The organism is Nocardiopsis listeri NBRC 13360, from assembly GCF_001570765.1.
In the GTDB taxonomy this organism is placed as follows: domain Bacteria; phylum Actinomycetota; class Actinomycetes; order Streptosporangiales; family Streptosporangiaceae; genus Nocardiopsis; species Nocardiopsis listeri.
In genome coordinates this window covers 23,086-41,249 of sequence record NZ_BCSH01000069.1, presented here as the reverse complement: position 1 = coordinate 41,249, position 18,164 = coordinate 23,086, and the positions used below count along the sequence as shown (strand labels likewise).

At 68.5% G+C, this 18,164-nt stretch carries 15 protein-coding genes and 1 pseudogene; 7 read left to right on the top strand and 9 right to left on the bottom strand.

Going from position 1 to position 18,164, the window contains the following annotated elements:
• Nucleotides 1-402: 402 nt before the first annotated feature.
• From NLI01S_RS20050 to NLI01S_RS20035, 4 genes and pseudogenes are all read left to right on the top strand, one after another.
• A pseudogene (locus NLI01S_RS20050) lies at nucleotides 403-1,336 on the top strand (TIGR01777 family oxidoreductase).
• 9 nt (nucleotides 1,337-1,345) lie between these two features.
• Entirely contained in the window at nucleotides 1,346-2,050 is a 705-nt protein-coding gene (gene lipB / locus NLI01S_RS20045) for a lipoyl(octanoyl) transferase LipB (protein WP_067606889.1), read from the top strand.
• A gap of 97 nt (nucleotides 2,051-2,147) precedes the next feature.
• A complete protein-coding gene (gene lipA / locus NLI01S_RS20040) occupies nucleotides 2,148-3,101 on the top strand; it encodes a lipoyl synthase (protein ID WP_067606887.1) in 954 nt (317 codons plus the stop codon).
• Nucleotides 3,102-3,316: 215 nt separating this feature from the next.
• The gene (locus NLI01S_RS20035) at nucleotides 3,317-4,027 is read left to right on the top strand and encodes a DUF4191 domain-containing protein (protein WP_067606885.1); all 711 of its coding nucleotides are present in this window, start codon (nucleotides 3,317-3,319) and stop codon (nucleotides 4,025-4,027) included.
• 85 nt (nucleotides 4,028-4,112) lie between these two features.
• Here the strand turns inward: NLI01S_RS20035 and NLI01S_RS20030 are convergent, their stop codons facing one another.
• The 5 genes from NLI01S_RS20030 to NLI01S_RS20010 form a co-directional block, all read right to left on the bottom strand.
• Nucleotides 4,113-4,340, bottom strand: coding sequence for a helix-turn-helix domain-containing protein (locus NLI01S_RS20030; RefSeq protein WP_067606883.1), 228 nt, complete (start codon nucleotides 4,338-4,340; stop codon nucleotides 4,113-4,115).
• Nucleotides 4,340-5,008: a DUF2975 domain-containing protein gene (locus tag NLI01S_RS20025; protein WP_067606881.1), complete on the bottom strand. Its 669-nt coding sequence runs from the start codon at nucleotides 5,006-5,008 to the stop codon at nucleotides 4,340-4,342. Before NLI01S_RS20025 ends, NLI01S_RS20030 begins: the two co-directional genes overlap by 1 nt.
• Nucleotides 5,009-5,120: 112 nt before the next feature.
• Complete coding sequence (locus NLI01S_RS20020; RefSeq protein ID WP_190318535.1) at nucleotides 5,121-6,491, bottom strand: LCP family protein; 1,371 nt, start codon at nucleotides 6,489-6,491, stop codon at nucleotides 5,121-5,123.
• 225 nt (nucleotides 6,492-6,716) lie between these two features.
• On the bottom strand, nucleotides 6,717-8,150 hold the full coding sequence (locus NLI01S_RS20015) for an LCP family protein (RefSeq protein WP_067606877.1): 1,434 nt from the start codon (nucleotides 8,148-8,150) through the stop codon (nucleotides 6,717-6,719).
• Nucleotides 8,151-8,305: 155 nt separating this feature from the next.
• Nucleotides 8,306-8,806 carry an RDD family protein gene (locus NLI01S_RS20010; RefSeq protein WP_067606875.1) on the bottom strand — a complete coding sequence of 167 codons (501 nt, stop codon included), beginning with the start codon at nucleotides 8,804-8,806 and terminating at the stop codon, nucleotides 8,306-8,308.
• A gap of 330 nt (nucleotides 8,807-9,136) precedes the next feature.
• Between NLI01S_RS20010 and glnA the strand changes: the two genes are divergently transcribed.
• Complete coding sequence (gene glnA / locus NLI01S_RS20005) at nucleotides 9,137-10,561, top strand: type I glutamate--ammonia ligase (protein WP_067606873.1); 1,425 nt, start codon at nucleotides 9,137-9,139, stop codon at nucleotides 10,559-10,561.
• A gap of 179 nt (nucleotides 10,562-10,740) precedes the next feature.
• On the opposite strand, the gene NLI01S_RS20000 is transcribed toward glnA, so the two are convergent.
• Complete coding sequence (locus NLI01S_RS20000; protein WP_067606868.1) at nucleotides 10,741-11,229, bottom strand: glutathione peroxidase; 489 nt, start codon at nucleotides 11,227-11,229, stop codon at nucleotides 10,741-10,743.
• A gap of 93 nt (nucleotides 11,230-11,322) precedes the next feature.
• Here NLI01S_RS20000 and NLI01S_RS19995 point away from each other — a divergent pair, with 93 nt between their 5' ends.
• A complete protein-coding gene (locus NLI01S_RS19995; RefSeq protein ID WP_067606866.1) occupies nucleotides 11,323-14,367 on the top strand; it encodes a bifunctional [glutamine synthetase] adenylyltransferase/[glutamine synthetase]-adenylyl-L-tyrosine phosphorylase in 3,045 nt (1,014 codons plus the stop codon).
• A gap of 115 nt (nucleotides 14,368-14,482) precedes the next feature.
• On the opposite strand, the gene NLI01S_RS19990 is transcribed toward NLI01S_RS19995, so the two are convergent.
• From NLI01S_RS19990 to NLI01S_RS19980, 3 genes are all read right to left on the bottom strand, one after another.
• Nucleotides 14,483-16,315 (bottom strand): carbohydrate-binding module family 20 domain-containing protein, encoded by a 1,833-nt coding sequence (locus NLI01S_RS19990; RefSeq protein WP_067606864.1) that lies wholly within the window; start codon nucleotides 16,313-16,315, stop codon nucleotides 14,483-14,485.
• A 313-nt stretch (nucleotides 16,316-16,628) separates the two neighbouring features.
• Nucleotides 16,629-16,967, bottom strand: a complete 339-nt coding sequence (locus tag NLI01S_RS19985; RefSeq protein ID WP_067606860.1) for a hypothetical protein — start codon at nucleotides 16,965-16,967, stop codon at nucleotides 16,629-16,631.
• A gap of 91 nt (nucleotides 16,968-17,058) precedes the next feature.
• Nucleotides 17,059-17,706: a hypothetical protein gene (locus NLI01S_RS19980; RefSeq protein WP_067606859.1), complete on the bottom strand. Its 648-nt coding sequence runs from the start codon at nucleotides 17,704-17,706 to the stop codon at nucleotides 17,059-17,061.
• A 289-nt stretch (nucleotides 17,707-17,995) separates the two neighbouring features.
• On the opposite strand from NLI01S_RS19980, the gene NLI01S_RS25835 reads away from it, so the two are divergent.
• Nucleotides 17,996-18,151 carry a hypothetical protein gene (locus tag NLI01S_RS25835; protein WP_157091084.1) on the top strand — a complete coding sequence of 52 codons (156 nt, stop codon included), beginning with the start codon at nucleotides 17,996-17,998 and terminating at the stop codon, nucleotides 18,149-18,151.
• Nucleotides 18,152-18,164 lie beyond the last annotated feature (13 nt).

Here is an 18,164-nt window from a genome sequence, read left to right as displayed (position 1 = left end):
ACCTCAGGCGCCCCACCCACACACCCCACACCCCCACCACCACGCCTACCCCTTGGGATCACTCATCCAGGCACCACCTGGCCCGGCGATCCCCTCCTCGACCACGGGATTGCCATAGCGGAGGCGCAAAAGGACACAGAAGCGGGGCGGTGCCGTTTCCGACACCGCCCCGCCTTTCTACCCCACCAATCACCATCCCCTGATGATCCCCATCATCAAAGGTCTGTGCGGGCTCGCGCCCACCTGGACGATCCGAGGATCGCCCAGGGTATCTCCGCGCTGACGCGGAGTTCCCTGTCCCACGACTCAACCTAGAAGACCCGGGGACCCCGCGCAGGGCTTTCGCCGAAAAAGGTCGAGAAAACTTCGAGTGGTCTCCTACCAGCGGGTAAACCCCTGGGCATGAGAGTGGCGATCACGGGTGCGACCGGGATGGTCGGTCGCGCGCTGACCGCCTCCCTGCTGGCGGACGGACACACGGTGGTGGCCTTGGTCCGGCGCCCTCCGCGACGGAGCGAGACGCCCGGTCTGGAGGAGGCCGAATGGCGTGCCCAGCTGGGGCGGGTGGACTCCGTTGCCCTGGCCGGGACCGAGACCGTCGTCCACCTGGCCGGTGAACCCTTCGGACCCGGGTTGTGGACTCGACGTCGGCGCCGTCTCATCCGTCGCAGCCGGGTGGAGGGCACCCTGGGCCTGTGCCGGGGCCCTGGCCGGGATGCGGCATCCGCCCAGGCGTCTGCTGAGCGCCTCGGGCACCCACTTCTATGGTGCGACCGGCGACGCCGTGGCCACCGAGGACGGCCCCGCCGGCATGGGCTTCCTCGCCGAACTGTGCCGGGGTTGGGAGGAGGCCACGCTCCCCGCGCAAGAGGCCGGAATGTCGGTGGCCCACCTGCGCAGCGGGGTGGTCCTGGCCCGGGAGGGCGGCATACTCCGCTCCCTGTTGCCTCTGTACCGCGTAGGCCTCGGCGGTCGACTGGGGTCGGGCACCCAGTACCTGACGTGGATCTCGCTGGTCGACCAGATCGGCGCCATCCGATTCCTGCTGGAGCGGCCGGAGGTGACCGGACCGGTGAACCTGTGCGCGCCCGAACCGGTGAGCAACGCCGATTTCACCCGGGCACTCGCCAGGACCCTGGGACGTCCCGCCGTCGTGCCCTTCCCCCAGCCCGCGGTGCGCCTGGCCCTGGGCGGCTTCACCGAGGAGAGCGCGCTCGTGGACCTGAGAGCCCGACCCGAACGCCTGGAGAAGGCCGGCTATTCCTTCCTCCTGCCCGACATCGACAGTGCGCTTTCCGACATCCTGCCCCGACCCGCCCCTTCCGTCGGGGCGTAAGGTGGGGGTGTGAGTGATCTCGTTTACGCATGGCTGGGCGACACTCCCGTCCCGTACCACCAGGGTTGGGATCTGCAGAAGCGACTCCACCAGAGCCGCGTCGCCGACGAGCTGCCCGACACCGTCCTGTTCCTCGAACACGAGCCCGTGTACACCGCGGGCAAACGCACCGGGAGGTGGGATCGTCCCATCACCGACCCTGGCGCACCCGTCGTGGACATCGATCGAGGCGGCAAGATCACCTGGCACGGCCCCGGACAGCTCACGGTGTACCCCATCGTCAAGCTGGACCAGCCCATCGACGTGATCGCCTACGTCCGCTCGCTGGAGGAGGCCGTCATCCGCACCATCGCGGAGTACGGTCTCACCGGTAGGCGCGTGGAGGGTCGCAGCGGAGTGTGGTTGGAGGCCGATCCCGAGCGCGGTCTCGTCGAACGCAAGATCTCCGCGATCGGTTGTCGGATCGCCCGTGGGGTCGGTATGCACGGACTCGCCCTCAACTGCGACAATGACATGTCGTGGTTCGACCGGATCGTCCCCTGCGGGATCGCCGACGCGGGGGTCACCTCGCTCACCAACGAACTGGGGCGCGCCGTCACCGTCGCCGACGTGCGACCGCGCCTCGAACGGCACCTGGCCGACGTGCTCCACGCGGCGGAATTCAGCCACACCGACGGCGCCGAGCTGCTCTCCGACGCCACCGCCCGAGCATGACAGTCCACACCATGAGCCAGTCCCCACCGGGACGTACCGCCCCCACAAGGGGCGCGAGGGTCCCCGTCACAGGGGTACAGAAGGGAACGGGTTCGCGTTGACCATCGCTCCTGAGGGCCGCAAGCTGCTGCGCGTGGAGGCGCGCAACAGCGAGACCCCCATCGAGAGAAAGCCGCCGTGGATCAAGATCAAGGCGCACATGGGGCCGGAGTACACCGAGCTCCAGTCCCTGGTCAAGGGCGAGGGCCTGCACACCGTCTGTCAGGAGGCGGGCTGCCCCAACATCTACGAGTGCTGGGAGGACCGGGAGGCCACGTTCCTCATCGGTGGTGACCAGTGCACCCGCCGCTGCGACTTCTGCCAGATCGCCACCGGAAAGCCCACCGCCCTGGACAAGATGGAGCCGACCAAGGTCGCCACCTCCGTCCAGAAGATGGAGCTGCGCTACGCCACCGTCACCGGTGTGGCCCGTGACGACCTGGAGGACGGCGGCGCCTGGCTGTACGCCGAGACGGTCCGCAAGATCCACGAGCTCAACCCCGACACCGGCGTCGAGCTGCTCATCCCGGACTTCAACGCCGACCCCGATCAGCTGGCCGAGGTGTTCGGTTCGCGTCCGGAGGTGCTGGCGCACAACGTGGAGACGGTGCCGCGGATCTTCAAGCGCATCCGTCCGGGCTTCCGCTACCAGCGCTCCCTGGACGTCATCACCATGGCCCGAGAGGACGGCCTGGTCACCAAGTCGAACCTGATCCTGGGCATGGGCGAGACCCGTGAGGAGATCAGCGAGGCCATGCGCGACCTGCACGAGGCCGGCTGTGACCTGCTCACCATCACCCAGTACCTGCGTCCCTCCAAGTTGCACCACCCGATCGACCGTTGGGTGAAGCCGCAGGAGTTCGTGGAGCTGGGCAAGGAGGCCGAGGAGATCGGTTTCGCCGGTGTCATGTCCGGTCCGCTGGTGCGTTCGTCCTACCGCGCGGGCACCCTGTACAAGCAGGCGCGCGAGAAGCGTGAGGCCCAGGCCGCGGCGGCCACGAACAACGCATAACGAACGTTTCGTCACAGTCGTGACCAACCTGGAACGGTGGCCCGCGGGCCACCGTTCCGTATGTGGGTGCTCGGACGCATATCCTGGTGGTTCCGAGGCGCCCTGTTCGTGGCGCCGACAAGGCGCCGCACCGAAGGTCGACCGTGTAGAGGAGGCAAGGCAGCAGAGGGACCCTTCCCCACCGAGTCACTCGGTGTGCGCTGCCTGAAAGAACCATGGCGAAGAAGTCCGACACCACGTCCGCCGGTAAGGGTGGCGAGAAGCAGCCGGGCCGGTTGAAGCAGATCGGCATGGTCGCCAAGGTCGTCCATCAGCAGAGCCCGCGCACGATTCCGCTCGCGATCACCGTCGCGCTCGTGATCTTCGCCGTCTTCATCGGTATCGGCGTTTGGACCGGCTCCTGGATCATCTGGCCGCTGACCGGTCTGCCGATCGCCTTCCTGGTCGGGTTCATCATGTTCACCCGGTCCGCCCAGAAGGTGCAGTACAAGATGCTCGACGGCCGGCTGGGCGCCGGCATGGCGATCCTGGAGAACATGCGCGGCAACTGGGTGGTCGAGCCCGGTGTGGCCGCGAACAAGCAGATGGACGTCGTCCACCGCGTGGTGGGCCGCCCCGGCGTGGTCCTGGTGGGCGAGGGCGACCCGGGTCGTCTGCGCGGTCTCATCGCCGGTGAGAAGAAGCGGGTGTCGCGCGTGGCCAACGACACGCCCATCTACGACTTCAAGGTCGGCAACGGCGAGGACCAGGTGCCCGTCTCCAAGCTCCAGCGGACCCTGGTGAAGCTGCCCCGCAACCTGGACAAGTCCGGCACCGCCGAGCTGAACTACCGCCTCAAGGCGCTTCCGGCCGCGATGCAGATGCCCAAGGGCCCCATGCCCAAGGGCGCCAAGATGCCGAAGGGCATGCGCGGCAAGATGGGCTGACCCGGGCCGCCTCCGCCCCCGTCAACGGACCTTCCACGGGGCCGTCGCACCGACCGGTGCGGCGGCCCCGTTCACGTGGGCGACCTCAGTGGCCCGGATCGTGGCCGATCAGATCCCCGGGCTGACAGTCCAGTTCCCGGCACAGGGCGGCCAGGGTGGAGAAGCGGATCGCCTTGGCCCGCTCGTTCTTGAGCACGGACAGGTTGACCACGGTGACGCCGACCCGTTCGGACAGCTCGGTGAGGGTCATTCCGCGCTGGGCGAGGAGCTTGTCCAGGTGGATCCGGATGCCGGTGGCCTCTTCCGGTGGCATCAGACGAGTCCGTCGACGTCGTCGCGCATCCACGTCCCCCTACGGAACACCTCGGCCAGGGCCGCCAGCACCAGACCGGCCAGTAGCCCCACCAGAGGGGCCGACCCCAGGGTGAGTTCGAAGGCCACGAGCACCATGCCCTCGGCCGGGACCACCCCGTCTTGAAGGAAGAGTCCGGCCAGGCCCCGCGCGGTGGGCACCAGGATCGACGCGAGGATGATGGTGAACGCGATCGTGTGGACGCGCCGCGCGTTGGCCGGGACGAAGGGATCGCCCTTCCCCTGGCTGCGAATCACCCGCAGGACCAGGTAGAGCACCGCCAGGGCCGCGGCCTGACCGAGCAGGGCGGGCAGCACCAGCATCAGGCGTTCCACGGTACTCGGGTCCTCGAAGACGAGCGTCATCGTGGGTTCGGCCGCGATCGTGACGTCGTCGACCGAGAGTTCGACGTCCGGGACCGTGTCGGGGGCTTCCATCGGTTGCTGCACGGTGACCCGGTCGGACCGGCCGACACCGCCCACGGAGAGTCCGGTGGTGACCCACAGCAGGGAGAGCGCCGTGGTCGCGCCCACCAGGGCCAGGCCGAGGCCCAGGACGACCTGCATGACCACGGAGTCGGTGCGGCTCCAACGGAAACGGAATCCCGGGGTCCGGGTTCGGGGGGACATGGCCTCCTCCTTATCGTTTGTCGATACTAACGATAAACGATAAGTCGCGCGAAGGAAACGGGCCCGCGCTCACGATGAGCGCGGGCCCGTGACGTCTCCGGGGATCAGGAGGTCAATCGCAGCTGATCTTGTCCTCCGCGGCGCTGGTGCCACCCAGGTCCTCGACGCTGGAACCACCACCGGAGCCGGCGCCCGCACCGGCGATGCCCTCCCAGCCGCCGCTCATGACCAACTCCAGGTCCTCCCCCAGGGAGGGTTCCTCCACGATCTCCGCGCCGCCCTGGACGGCCTCGGCCAGGACCTCCGCGTGTTCGGCCTTGTCGGGCCCGTGGTAGACGGTGGTGGCCTCGGGGGCCCGCAGCTCGGGGTTGGTCGTGTCGGTGACCGTGAAGCCCTCCTCGACCAGCAGGGGTTCGACCTGACCGCCCAGACCATCGACCCCCGTGTTGTTGAGCAACAGCAAGGACACGTCGGAGGGTTCCACACCGACCGAGTCGTCCCCGGCTTCCTCGGAGCCCTCCTCCTCGGTGAGCTCGCCTGCGGCCACGGAGGTGAACAGGTCCTGCGCGGCGGCCTCCTGGAACTGCACCTTGTTGGGGTCGGCCGGGTAGTCCTCGACGGGTGCGGTGACCATGTTCATCCGCTCCAGGTCGACCTCGCGCATGGCGATGGCCAGCTCGGTCATCTTGTCGACGGTGAACCCACTGTCGGTGGTGAGGCTGTCGGTGACCGAGTCCAGGAAGGCGATCAGGTTGTTGGGTTTGGACAGGATGTCCCCGGAGGTGACCTCGCGCAGGATGGCGCCCATCATGCGTTGCTGGTTCTCGATGCGCCCCAGGTCGCTGCCGTTGGCCGCGCTGTCCCGGGAACGGGCCAGACCGAGTGCCTGTTCCCCGTTGAGCCTCTGCTCCCCCGCGTCCAGCTCGATGTGCGCCTTGGGATCGTCCACGGGCTCGGGAACGCACATCTCGATGCCGCCGATGGAGTCGACGATGTGCTCGAACCCGGCGAAGTCCACCAGGACCATGTGGTCGAGGTGGATCCCGGTGATGGTCTCCACCGTGTTGCCCTGGCAGTCCATCCCGCCGTAGGTCATGGCGTGGTTGAGCTGGTCGACGCCGCCCGCCCAGCCCGCGCCCTCCCCCTCCGTCGCCTCGCACGGGGGGATATCGACCATCGTGTCACGCGGGAGGTTGACCATCGTCACCCCGCCCTTGTCCACGTCGATGCTGACGACGACCAGGACGTCGGGACGGATGCCGTTGAGCTCGTTGTACTCGGCGTTGTCCCCCGCGCGCTCGTCGGTGCCCAACAGCAGGATGTTGTGCAGTCCGTCGACCTGGGCGGGACGGTCGCCCCAGCCGTCGGGATCCACGTCCTCGGTGTCGATGCCGAAGATCCCCTGGTAACCGGTGTAGACGACCAGACTCGCGGCGATGAGCACGCCGGTCGCGACGCACGCCGCCCATTTCCCAAGGGTCATCTTGCCTGTGACGGCGGCCTTGGACACGTTTCTTGGGGCCAAGAGGGCACCTGCGATCCGATCTGGGGCACGAGAGAGGTGGGAGTGTCCGGGAGGGGGACCGCCACGGGAGGGACCGCGGTGGTGTACTCGGACGTAACCCACCGGATGCTACCGGAACGGTCTCCCTGTGTCAGACCCCGGTCGTCGTTCCGGTCATCGGGCTCGGTGGCCGGACCGAGCACCTCAGCAGGCGCTCTCCTGGTCCTCCTCGGCGGTGACGCCGCCCAGGTCGTCGGTGATGGACAGGTCGGTGTCGGCGGAGGAACTCCCGGAGAAACCGTTCCAGTCGGTCCCGGCGACCAACTCCAGGGTCTGCTCCAGCCCCTCGGCCTCCTCGGTCACGGCGTTCTCCAGCGAACCGGCGAGCAGTTCGGCCGCCGCCTCCTCGCCCGGACCGTGGTAGACCGTGGTGGCCTCGGGGGTGCGCAGCACGGGGTTGCCCCTACCGGTGACCACGTAGCCCTCCTGGACCAGGACGGCCTGGATCTCCACAGCGAGTCCGTCGATGCCGGTGTTGTTGAGGACCTCGATCGAGACGTCGGCGGGGTCGACCGTCTCCCTCCCCTCCGCCTCGTCCTTGTTGTCGGAGGTGTCGTCGTCCTCGCCCGCCAAGTCCACACCCGCGTTGATCGCCTCGAACAGCTCCGAGGCCTGGGGCTGGCTCATCATGATGCGGTTCTCGTCGTCGGGATGGGCGCCGCTGGGGACGGTGACGAACTGGATCCGCTCCAGGTCGACCTCGCGCATGGAGATGGCCATGTCGGTCATGATGTCGACGGTGAGGTCGTCGTCGGTGCTGATGGAGTCGGTCACGGCGCCGAGGAAGTTGGTGATGGTGACCGGGTTGGTCATGACGTCGCTGCTGAGGACCTCGCGCAGCATGGCGCCCATGAACTCCTGTTGGCGGTCGATCCGGGAGAGGTCGCTGCCGTCGCCCTGGGCATAGCGCGAGCGCACGAAGCCCAGGGAGTCCTCACCGTCGAGCGACTGGAGCCCGGCGTCCAATTCCAGGTGGGCTTTGGGGTCGTCGATGGGCTCGGGGATGCACATCTGCACCCCGCCCAGGGCGTCCACCATGTCCTTGAACCCGGTGAAGTCCATCATGAGGAAGTGGTCCAGGTGCACACCGGTCACCTGCTCCACGGTGTTCCACTGGCAACCCACCCCGCCGAAGGTCATCGCGGAGTTGATCATGCCCTGGTGGGCACCCATGCCCTCGTAGCCCTCCACCGCTTCGCAGGCCGGCAGGTCGACCATGAGGTCGCGGGGCAGGTTGACCAGGGTGGCGGCGCCGTTGTCCACGTTGATGCTGGCGATGAGCATGGTGTCGGGGCGCTCGCCCTCGGCCTCGCCGTAGTCGGCGTTCTCACCCGAGCGCACGTCGGACCCGATGATGAGGAGGTTCATGACCCCCTCGACGCTGGTGGGCCGATCCCATTCGTCGGTGTCCACCTGCGTGGTGGTGATGTTGCCGATCAACCCCTGGTACCAGCCGTAGCCGCCCAGACTGGCGATGATGGTCAACGCCGTGACGACACAGGCGACCCACTGCCCACCGGACAGTCTTGCGGCGCCCACGGCACCGGACGAATGGGGGGCGGAACGTTTTCCAGCCATGCGAACCTTCGGATGCGAAGAAGACCTTGGAGGGGGCGGGGTCAGGGCGGCCAGAAGGCTCGCGGCCCCGGAGAAATACTGTTCAGGGATGCTAACAGCAGCCCGATCGGCTTCCCGACCGCGCCCGGGGCCGGTTCGACGCGTCCGGTGAGGGTTCAGTAACGGGTCGCGATGGTGCCTGCGGCCCGGTCGTGCAGTCCACGTGTGTCACGGTCGTAGACCACGGCCGGAATCACCAGGCACAACAGCAGGGTCCGCACCGTCATGGACACGAACCAGGGCCAGGAGCGCTCTCCCGTGGCCGTGATCCCGACGCCGACGATCCGCCGCCCGATCGTTGTACCGAACAGGGTCAGCAGCAGGATGCTCATAGCGGCGAACACCACCAGGGTGGACAGGGTGGTGAAGTTGGTCAGGGCCAAGGCCTCCTGTTCCCCACCGCTCGCGGCGGCCGCCGCGAGTTCCCTGCCGATCAGACCCGCGTTGATGGCCCCCCAAACGAGGAGGCTCGCCACGGCCCAGTCCAGGGCCAGTCCGACGAGTCGACGGACCACGCCCGGCACCGACCGAGGGCCTTCCTCGGGCAGCCCGAGCCGGTTCCCCCGGTAGCGGAAGTCGTCGTCGGGGTCGGCGGTGGACCGGCTCTCGTCACTCATGGTTTTCACGGTATAGGCACGTAACGGACGTCCGTACCCGGGTGGACGCGCACGGTGTGACGCCGGCAGCGAACCAGGGTGGGACCGGTCACCCCCCGAACCACGCCGACGAACCGATTCGCCCTTGAAACAAGCGGAATCACCGCCCGTGGGGGTCGCCAACGCGATCGCCTCGCTCCGTAACATGCAAGAAACAATCGAGACATGGCGTGGAAACCACGCACTCCTAGCTTCGAGAGCGAAGCCGGGAGACGGCGTGTGGTCGACGGGCCCCGCGATGGAGCGGCCCCACCGATCCGCCGTCTCAGCCACCTGCACGGAGGTTCCGTTTTGTTCAGCAGCGTCGATGAGGTCCTCGCCTACATCCGAGACGAGGACGTCGCATTCCTCGATGTCCGTTTCACGGACCTGTTCGGGGGCGTGAACCACGTGACCCTCCCGACCGAGAACGTGGACGAGTCCACCTTCACCGACGGCCAGATGTTCGACGGTTCCTCGATCCGCGGCTTCCAGGCCATCCACGAGTCCGACATGCTGTTGCTACCGGACCTGAGCACCGGCGTGCTGGACCCGTTCCGCAAGCACAAGACGCTGAACATGACGTTCTTCGTCCACGACCCGCTCACGCTGGAGTCCTACAGCCGCGACCCGCGCAACATCGCCCGCAAGGCCGAGGCCTACCTGCGCGGCACCGGCGTCGCGGACACCGCCTTCTTCGGCGCCGAGGCCGAGTTCTACATCTTCGACGACGTCAAGTTCAAGACGAGCGCGAACACCGGCTACTACGAGATCGACTCCATCGAGGGAGCCTGGAACACCGGCTCCGCGATCGAGGGCGGCAACCGTGGCTACCGTCCGCGCTTCAAGGGCGGTTACTTCCCCGTCGAGCCGGTCGACCACTACAGCGACCTGCGCTCCGACATGGTGAAGACGCTCATCGGGTCCGGCATCGAGGTCGAGCTCCAGCACCACGAGGTCGGCACCGCGGGACAGGCCGAGATCGGCATCAGGTTCGGCACCCTGCTCAAGCACGCCGACAACGTGCAGCTGTACAAGTACATCGTGAAGAACGTCGCCAACGCCGCGGGCAAGACGGCGACCTTCATGCCCAAGCCGCTCTTCGGCGACAACGGCTCCGGCATGCACTGCCACCAGAGCCTGTGGAAGGACGGCGAGCCGCTGTTCTTCGACGAGTCCGGATACGGCCAGCTCTCCGACACGGCGCGCCACTACATCGGTGGTCTGCTCAAGCACGCCTCGGCGCTGTTGGCCTTCACCAACCCGACGGTGAACTCCTTCCACCGCCTGGTCCCGGGTTACGAGGCACCGATCAACCTGGTCTACAGCCAGCGCAACCGTTCGGCCTGCATCCGGCTGCCGCTCACCGGTTCCAACCCCAAGGCCAAGCGCATCGAGTTCCGGGTGCCGGACCCGTCGGCCAACCCCTACCTGGCCTTCTCCGCCATGCTCATGGCGGGTCTGGACGGCGTCAAGAACAAGATCGAGCCGCCGGAGCCGCTCGACAAGGACCTGTACGAGCTGCCCCCGGCCGAGGCCGAGAGCATCGAGACGGTCCCCGCGTCCCTGGACGCGGCGTTGGAGGCCTTGGAGGCCGACCACGAGTTCCTGCTCGAGGGCGGTGTCTTCACCAAGGACCTGATCGACACCTACATCGACTTCAAGCGCACCGAGGAGATCGACTCCCTGCGTCTGCGCCCGCACCCGCGCGAGTTCGAGCTGTACTACGACATTTGATCGGGCGCCTGGGAGTCGGGAACCCACGGCACCTCCTCGGGTTTTCGGAGGACAGGGCCTGACGACGTTCGAACGGGTACCCCCGTGGTGCACGAAGCAGAACCCTGGTCCGGGGCTCCGGGCACGAGGGAGGCCACCGGCGAAGTCGCCGGTGGCCTCCCTCGTCCTCGGGCTCAGGGTCAGTTCGGCAGAACCGCCTCGATGGCCTTGGTGACCTCGTCGGAGTCCGGTTCGACCTGGGGGCCGAAACGCGCCGCGACGGTGCCGTCCGGGGCGACGAGGAACTTCTCGAAGTTCCAGCGCACGTCGCCGGTGTGGCCCTCGGCGTCGGCCGTCTCCACCAGGGCGGCGTACAGCGGATGACGGTCATCACCGTTGACGTCGACCTTCTCCGTCATGGGGAAGGTCGTCCCATAGGTGGTGGAGCAGAAGGTGGCGATCTCCTCGTGGGTGCCGGGCTCCTGGCCCATGAACTGGTTGCACGGCACACCCAGGACGGTGAGGCCCCGATCGGCGTAGCTCCGCTGGAGCCTCTCCAGGACCGCGTACTGCGGGGTCAGTCCGCACCGAGAGGCGACGTTGACGACCAGCACCGCCCTGCCCTGGTACCGGTTCAGGCCGGCCGGGCCCCCGGTGAGGGCGGCGATCTCGACGTCCAGAACGGACATGTGCGCTCCTTGGGTGTAGAGGTGACCGGGGCATGCTATCCGCCCTGGGCGGACGGCTACGGTTGAGGCGTGGCAAGGGACGGAAGTAGCGACATGACGGCAGGCGCGCTCGCCCGGCGTGGTTTCAGCGACAGCCCCAAGGCCCTGAGGTTGGTGGAACAGGCCGGGTTGGACGCCGGAGCCGACACCGAGGTCCTCACCTCCCTCGCGGCGGCGGCCGACCCGGACCAGGCCCTGTTGGGTCTGCTCCGGGTGCTGGAGGTCTCCCCCGATCCCGACGACGTGCTGCTCGCCCTGCGGCAGGAGTCGGACCTGCGAGCGCGGCTGTGCCGGATCCTGGGCGCCAGCACCGCGCTGACCGACCACCTCGTGCGCCACCCCGAGGACTGGCGGGAGTTGCGGGGCGCCGACGCCGCGCGTACCCCGCGGCCGGAGGAGCTGCGCCGGGGGCTGTTGCACACCGTGGGCGCCCGGCCCGACGACGCGGTACCCGTCGCCGACCCGGCGGTGGTCGAGGGCGCGGACGAGGGGCCGTGGACGGCGCTGCGGCACACCATCCGCGTGGCCTACCGTCGCCGGCTGCTGCGTCTGGCCGGGCGTGACCTGACCGAGGTGAACTCGGTGGAGGAGGTCGCCGCGGAGCTGTCCGACCTGGCCTCGTCCCTGCTGGACGCGGCGCTGGCGGTGGCACGGGCAGAGTCGCCCGAGGACGCCGAGCTGTGCCGGTTGGCCGTGATCGGCATGGGCAAGTGCGGTGGTCGTGAACTCAACTACGTCAGTGACGTGGACGTGGTGTTCGTGGCGGAGCCCGTCGGGGACGCCGACGAGCAGGACGCGTTGCGCGCGGCCACCCGACTGGCGACGGTGATGATGCGGATCCCTTCGGAGACCGATACCGAGGGCACCCTGTGGGAGGTCGACCCCGCGCTTCGGCCCGAGGGCCGGAACGGTCCCCTGGTGCGCTCGTTGTCCGGCCACGTGGCCTACTACGACCGCTGGGCCAAGACCTGGGAGTTCCAGGCGCTGCTCAAGGCCCGCCCCATCGCCGGTGACGTGGCGTTGGGCCGCGCCTACACCGAGGCGATCGCGCCGATGGTGTGGGAGGCCGCCGGCCGCAAGGACTTCGTCGAGGACGTGCAGGCGATGCGCCGCCGGGTGGTGGCGCACATTCCCACCGATGAGGCCGATCGCGAGCTGAAGTTGGGCCCGGGCGGTCTGCGCGACATCGAGTTCTCCGTGCAGTTGTTGCAGCTGGTGCACGGCCGTATCGACGACCGGCTGCGTTCGGGCAACACCCTCCAGGCTCTCACCGCGCTGTCGGAGTTCGGGTACGTGGGACGCAGGGACGCGGCGGGACTCACCGACGCCTACCGGTTCCTGCGTCGGATGGAGCACCTGCTGCAGTTGGAGCGGTTGCGCCGCACCCACCTGATGCCGGATCCGAAGACCCAGGACGGTCCCGCGCAGCTGCGCCGGTTGGGTCGGGCGCTGGGGTTCCTCGCGGATCCGGTACGGGAGCTGATCGGGGCGGGCAAGCGGGTGTCGGCGGAGGTACGGCGCCTGCACGAGAAGCTGTTCTACCGGCCGTTGCTGAACGCGGTCGCCAAGCTGCCCGACGAGGAGGCGCGCCTGTCCCCCGAGCAGGCCGTCGACCGGTTGGGCGCCCTGGGCTTCGCCGATCCGCGCGGGTCGCTACGACACCTGGAGTCGTTGACGTCGGGTCTGTCCCGACGGGCGTCCATCCAGCGCACGTTGCTGCCGGTGATGTTGGGCTGGTTCGCCGACTCCCCCGACCCGGACGCGGGCCTGCTGGGGTTCCGTCAGGTCAGCGAGGCGCTCGGCACCACCCCGTGGTACCTGCGGCTGCTGCGTGACGACGTGCGGGTGGCCGAGCGGATGGCGTGGTTGCTGGGCACCAGTCGTTACGTGACCGAACTGCTGCTGCGCGCACCCGAGTCGGTGGCGACGTTGGCCGACGACGCCCACTTGCGGCGTCGGCGGATCGAGACGCTCGTGGCGGAGGCGGAGGCCGCGCTGCGCCGGTACGACACCCCGGAGAAGGCGGTCTCGGCGGTGCGCGCGTTGCGCCGCCGGGAGCTGTTGCGAACGGCATCGGCGGACCTGTTGGAGGTGGCGTCGGTGGAGGAGGTCGGTGGTGCGCTGACCGACATCGCCGCGGTCACCATCGACGCCGCGCTGCGCGCCGCCTACGCCAAGGTGGTGGCCGACTCGGGCGGTGAGGAGCTCACCCGGGTGTGCGTGATCGCGATGGGCCGGTTCGGGGGCGGTGAGCTGACCTACGCCAGCGACGCCGACGTGATGTACGTGCACGACCCGATGCCGGGGGTGGAGACCGGTGCGGCCACCAGGCAGGCGTTGGCGATCGTTCGGGAACTGGCCCGGTTGTTGGAGATGCCGCAGGCGGAACCGCCGTTGAAGGTGGACACCGACCTGCGCCCGGAGGGTCGGAGCGGTCCGGTGGTGCGCACCCTGGACTCCTACGCGGCCTACTACGGTCGCTGGTCGCAGGTGTGGGAGAGCCAGGCGTTGCTGCGGGCCCGGCCGATCGCCGGCGACCATGGTCTGCGCTCGGCCTTCATCGCCCTGATCGACCCGTTGCGCTACCCACGGGGCGGGATCGACTCCGCGTCGGTGTTGGAGATCCGCAAGCTCAAGGCGCGGATGGAGGCCGAACGGTTGCCGCGCGGGGCCGACCCGACCCTGCACACGAAGCTGGGGCGGGGCGGGCTGTCGGACGTGGAATGGGTGGCCCAGCTGATCCAGATGCGGCACGCCCACGAACACCCGGACCTGCGCGTGAACGGGACCCTGGAGGCGCTGCGCGTGGCCGTGGCGCACGGGCTGCTGGCCGCCGACGACGGCGTGGTGCTGGAGGAGGCCTGGCGGCTGGCCTCCCGAGTACGCGGCATGGTGATGCTGGAGCGCGGTCGGGGCGGCGACTCGCTCCCTTCCGACCTGCGGGTACGGGCGGCCCTGGCCGAGGCCATGGGGTATCGGACCGAGGACGAGGACGAGGATTCCGAGACGGTGGGCCCCGCCGAGCAGCTGACCGAGGCGTACCTGCGCGCGACCCGTCGGGCCCGCTCGGTCATGGAACGGGTCTTCTACGACGATTGACCCTGACCGTCGTCGAGGTGTCGAGGGCCCGAGGACGAAGGCACCCCACGCGCGAAGGAGGGTGCGCGTGGGGTGCCGGGCCGGGGTGGGCGGCCCTTCCCAGTGGGTCATCGGATCAGATTCGGCCCCAGTCGACGCTGGTGGAGGGACCGACCCGGTTGTCCCCGGGTTCCCACTCGACGCTTCCGTCGGGGCCGACCTTGACCAGTTTCCACTCGGTGCCGGCCTCGATGGTGACGGTGCCGGTCCACTGGGGGTAGGTGTCGGCGTCGGTGTTCAGCGCCACTCCGTCGGCGGGCTCCCACGAACCGAGCTCGGGGGTGGAACCGACCACGTACACCTCTTGGCCGAACTCGGTGTCGACCGTGGCGGTGATGGTGTCCGGGTCACCGGGCTCGCCGGGGTCTCCCGGGTCGCCGCCACCGTCGCAGTCCTCGACGCACTCGCCGCCCACGTGCAACGCCAGGGCTCCCTCGGCCGGGACGGTCGCGGTGACCTCTCCGCCGGAGACCGTGGCACCGCCGGAACCGGCGACGTTGTCGTACTCACCGTCGGGCAGGGAGGTGGCGGCGGTCAGCGACCAGCTCTCACCGGTGGCGTTGAAGGCGGCGAAACCGGCGTCACCGCGGTCGAAGGCCACCCGCGCGGAACCGTCCGTGGCGCGTTCGGCCAGTTCGGCGCCCTGCACCGCGTTGCGGAACGCGACCATGCCGCCGACGGTCTCCTCACGGTGCTCGCAGATCCACTCTTCCGAGGCACAGTCGCTGTCCGCGGTGACCCGACCGGCCGGGTTTCCGTCGACCTCGCCGACGCTGGGCGGTCCCGCCGCCTCGTTGCCCTGGAAGTCGTAGCTCGACATCACCACGGGGGTTCCGTAGGGGTGGGCGAGCATGAAGGCGGTCGCGAGGTAGTAGCGGTCGCCGTCCACGTGGGTCAGGGCGGGTTCGTACCGTTGGGTGTCGTGGTTGTCGATGAAGACCACGGCCTCGTCGGAGGTGAGTCCGCCGTGGTCGGGCATCGAGGTCAGGTTCGCGATGTCACCGTCGGCGAAACTGCTCGCGATGTCGCGCTGGTAGTCGAAGTTGGTGACCTGCCCGTAGGGCGTGTAGGCGGTGTAGGGGACCGTGGCGTCGCCGATGACCTCGTGGTAGACGTGCGGGGCGCCGCCGAAGCCGGGCACCTCGTTCAGGGAGCCGATGATGGCGCCCATGTCCTCCTCGGGGACGTGCTTGGAGGCGTCCACGCGGAAGCCTCCGACGCCCATGTCGACCAGTCCGTTGAGGTAACGAACGATCTGGGCGCGTACGTGGTCCGATCCCGTGTCCAGGTCGGCTAGGTCGAGGAGTTGGCAGTTCTGCACCTCGTCCTTGTCGTTCCAGTTCTCGATGGTGTCGTAGCAGGGGCCGAAGTCGTCGTAGGAGTAGGAGTCCTGGCCGTCGCCGAACAGGTCGGGGTACTCGTACTGTTCCCACTCGGTGCCGGCGCTGCCGGGCAGGTCGGCCTCACGTGGGCCGGTCATGTGGTTGATGACGGCGTCGACGTAGATGCGGACGCCGCTGTCGGCACAGGTGTCGACCATGTCCTCGAACTCCTCGGCGGTGCCGCGCCGGGTGTTCTCGATGCTGTAGGACACCGGCTGGTAGTCCTGCCACCAGGGGTATTCGCCGCCCTCGGAGGAGGGGACGACGACGTGTTCCTGGGGCGGGGACACCTGCACGCCGCCGTAGCCGTTGGGGCCGAGGAAGTCGGCGCATTCGGCGGCGACGGAGTCCCAGTTCCACTGGAACAGGTGGACGATGGTGTCGCCCGAGCCCTCGGCGGCGGGGGTCGCGTCGGAGACGGGGGCCGCCTCGGGTACTTCCTGGGAGATCGCGGGTCCGGAGGCCGCCAGCAGGCCGGCTCCCAGCACCACGGCGCCTGCGAGGGCGCCGAGTCGGGACGTTCTCATGTGCGCTCCTTGGGGGAGGTTCCGCGATGGGGCCACGCTGCCCCACCACCAATCTCTTGCATATTCTGCAAGAGTTTGCGTAGGAGTGACGAAGGTAACACGCAGTCTTGCCCTTGTGAACCGATGCTTTTCGACCAATGAGCGGCTTCCCACCGCTGACCTCACTGAAAGCTCTTGCAAGTTTTCTGAAAGTCAGCGTCGTGGTGAACCGTGGGCGGACACGAAAAAGCCGGTGGCGGGTCGGTGCACTCCGACCCGCCACCGGCGGAACGACCCCTCACGGGCGGGGTCGCGGGCGCCCGACGCCCACGCCCTACCAGAAGACCGCCACGCCGATGTTGACGATGGCGAGCACCCCGGCGATGATCGCCAGGTTCTTGGCGGGCTTGCGGAGGTTGAGGACACCGACCACCACCACGGCGAGGGAGATGACGAGCTTGACGCCGATCTTCATGTGGTCGATGTCGCCGAGATCGGCCATCTCGGCGACCCCCACCAGGAGCAGCCCGGTGACGAACTGGAGCAGGGAGCTGTGCAGCAGCACCTTGGTGGCCTTGACGTTGTCGGTCATCAGCTGCATCAGGAAACCGGCGATGATGCCGGCCAGGCCGATCATGTGCAGGAAGACGAGCGCGGAGTAGAGAAAGTCCATGCCGACAGACTACTACGCGACGTAGTTCTCACCCCCACTTTCATGACACCCTGACGTAACGATCGGACCACCGACCCGGTGGGGCCAACGCTCAGCCGTACTGCGGGGTTCCCCATCGGCGCCACTGGCGCCACAGCAGCCAGACCATCAGCATCAGGACCCCCACCCCCACCGCGCGCACCACCGCCTCACGGTCGATGGCCGCCCCCACCTTGGACAGCACCGTGGGTTCGGCGACCAAGAGCGTGTCACTGGCGCAGGCCGAGGGTTCGTCGTCCCGCTCCAGCAGCAGGCACGCCGTGCTCACCACGCGCGCCTCCTCCGATGTTTCCTCCGGCACTCGAACCCGCACGGTGAACTCGGACTCTCCACCCTCCGGGACATCGACCCGCCAGTTGGCGACGCCCTCCTCCAACACCCCACCCTGACCGACCTCGACCACCTCCAGGGGTTCGGGCACGTGCTGGGCGAGCAGACCTCCTTCCACCTCCCCACCGCCGTCGTTGGCGACCGTCGCCCGGTAGACGAACTCCTCCCCCGCCGGCGGCGGCTCGGGCGCCCCGGACAGGGCCAGCTCGACGAGCGCCGCGTCGACCCCGACCCCTTCCTCACCATCGGCGGAGGCCGGGGCGGTCAACAGCGCCGCGGCGGCGACCCCGGTGACCGCGCCGACCACCGCCCGCCCGGACCCTCTCGTTCGACCACATCCACGAACACCCTCGAAAACGGCCAGATCCATCCCATGTCTCCCGGTCTCACTGTTTCGCGCTGTGTGACACCTCAAGACAACTACGAGTACTAGTTGGATTACGGTTCGTGACACACCCTCGTCGCCGCACACCACCGCCTCACCACCCGAAGTGCCCTCTTAGATCCGGGAACGGCCCCTTGGTTCCGTGACCTCCGCGTCCACCGGGCGGAGGACGCACAAGGTACGAATCTCTCCCGATGCGCGGGCCGCCCTCTCAGATCGAACGTGTGACCCACGGCGGCCGAGAGTCGACCGCCAAAGAGAGAAGGGGAGCCCCATGTTCCAGTTCGAGACCCTGCGGAGCTACGTCGACCGCCCCGGACCGAAGGTGGTGTTGGAGCACCTTCAGGTCCGAGAGGTCCTGTGGGAGCGGCGCCGCATCCGTTCGGCCCGCCGGGCCGAACGCCGATCCCGTCGTTCCACCGGCACCTGACCCACCTTCGTGG

Bases quoted from the DNA above. Each gene is read 5' to 3' on its own strand.
- NLI01S_RS20035 (WP_067606885.1), top strand. From the start codon at position 3,317: ATGGCGAAGAAGTCCGACACCACGTCCGCCGGTAAGGGTGGCGAGAAG.
- NLI01S_RS20030 (WP_067606883.1), bottom strand. From the start codon at position 4,340: ATGCCACCGGAAGAGGCCACCGGCATCCGGATCCACCTGGACAAGCTC.
- NLI01S_RS20025 (WP_067606881.1), bottom strand. From the start codon at position 5,008: ATGTCCCCCCGAACCCGGACCCCGGGATTCCGTTTCCGTTGGAGCCGC.
- NLI01S_RS20020 (WP_190318535.1), bottom strand. From the start codon at position 6,491: ATGACCCTTGGGAAATGGGCGGCGTGCGTCGCGACCGGCGTGCTCATC.
- NLI01S_RS20015 (WP_067606877.1), bottom strand. From the start codon at position 8,150: ATGGCTGGAAAACGTTCCGCCCCCCATTCGTCCGGTGCCGTGGGCGCC.
- NLI01S_RS20010 (WP_067606875.1), bottom strand. From the start codon at position 8,806: ATGAGTGACGAGAGCCGGTCCACCGCCGACCCCGACGACGACTTCCGC.
- NLI01S_RS20000 (WP_067606868.1), bottom strand. From the start codon at position 11,229: ATGTCCGTTCTGGACGTCGAGATCGCCGCCCTCACCGGGGGCCCGGCC.
- NLI01S_RS19995 (WP_067606866.1), top strand. From the start codon at position 11,323: ATGACGGCAGGCGCGCTCGCCCGGCGTGGTTTCAGCGACAGCCCCAAG.
- NLI01S_RS19990 (WP_067606864.1), bottom strand. From the start codon at position 16,315: ATGAGAACGTCCCGACTCGGCGCCCTCGCAGGCGCCGTGGTGCTGGGA.
- NLI01S_RS19985 (WP_067606860.1), bottom strand. From the start codon at position 16,967: ATGGACTTTCTCTACTCCGCGCTCGTCTTCCTGCACATGATCGGCCTG.
- NLI01S_RS19980 (WP_067606859.1), bottom strand. From the start codon at position 17,706: ATGGATCTGGCCGTTTTCGAGGGTGTTCGTGGATGTGGTCGAACGAGA.
- NLI01S_RS25835 (WP_157091084.1), top strand. From the start codon at position 17,996: ATGTTCCAGTTCGAGACCCTGCGGAGCTACGTCGACCGCCCCGGACCG.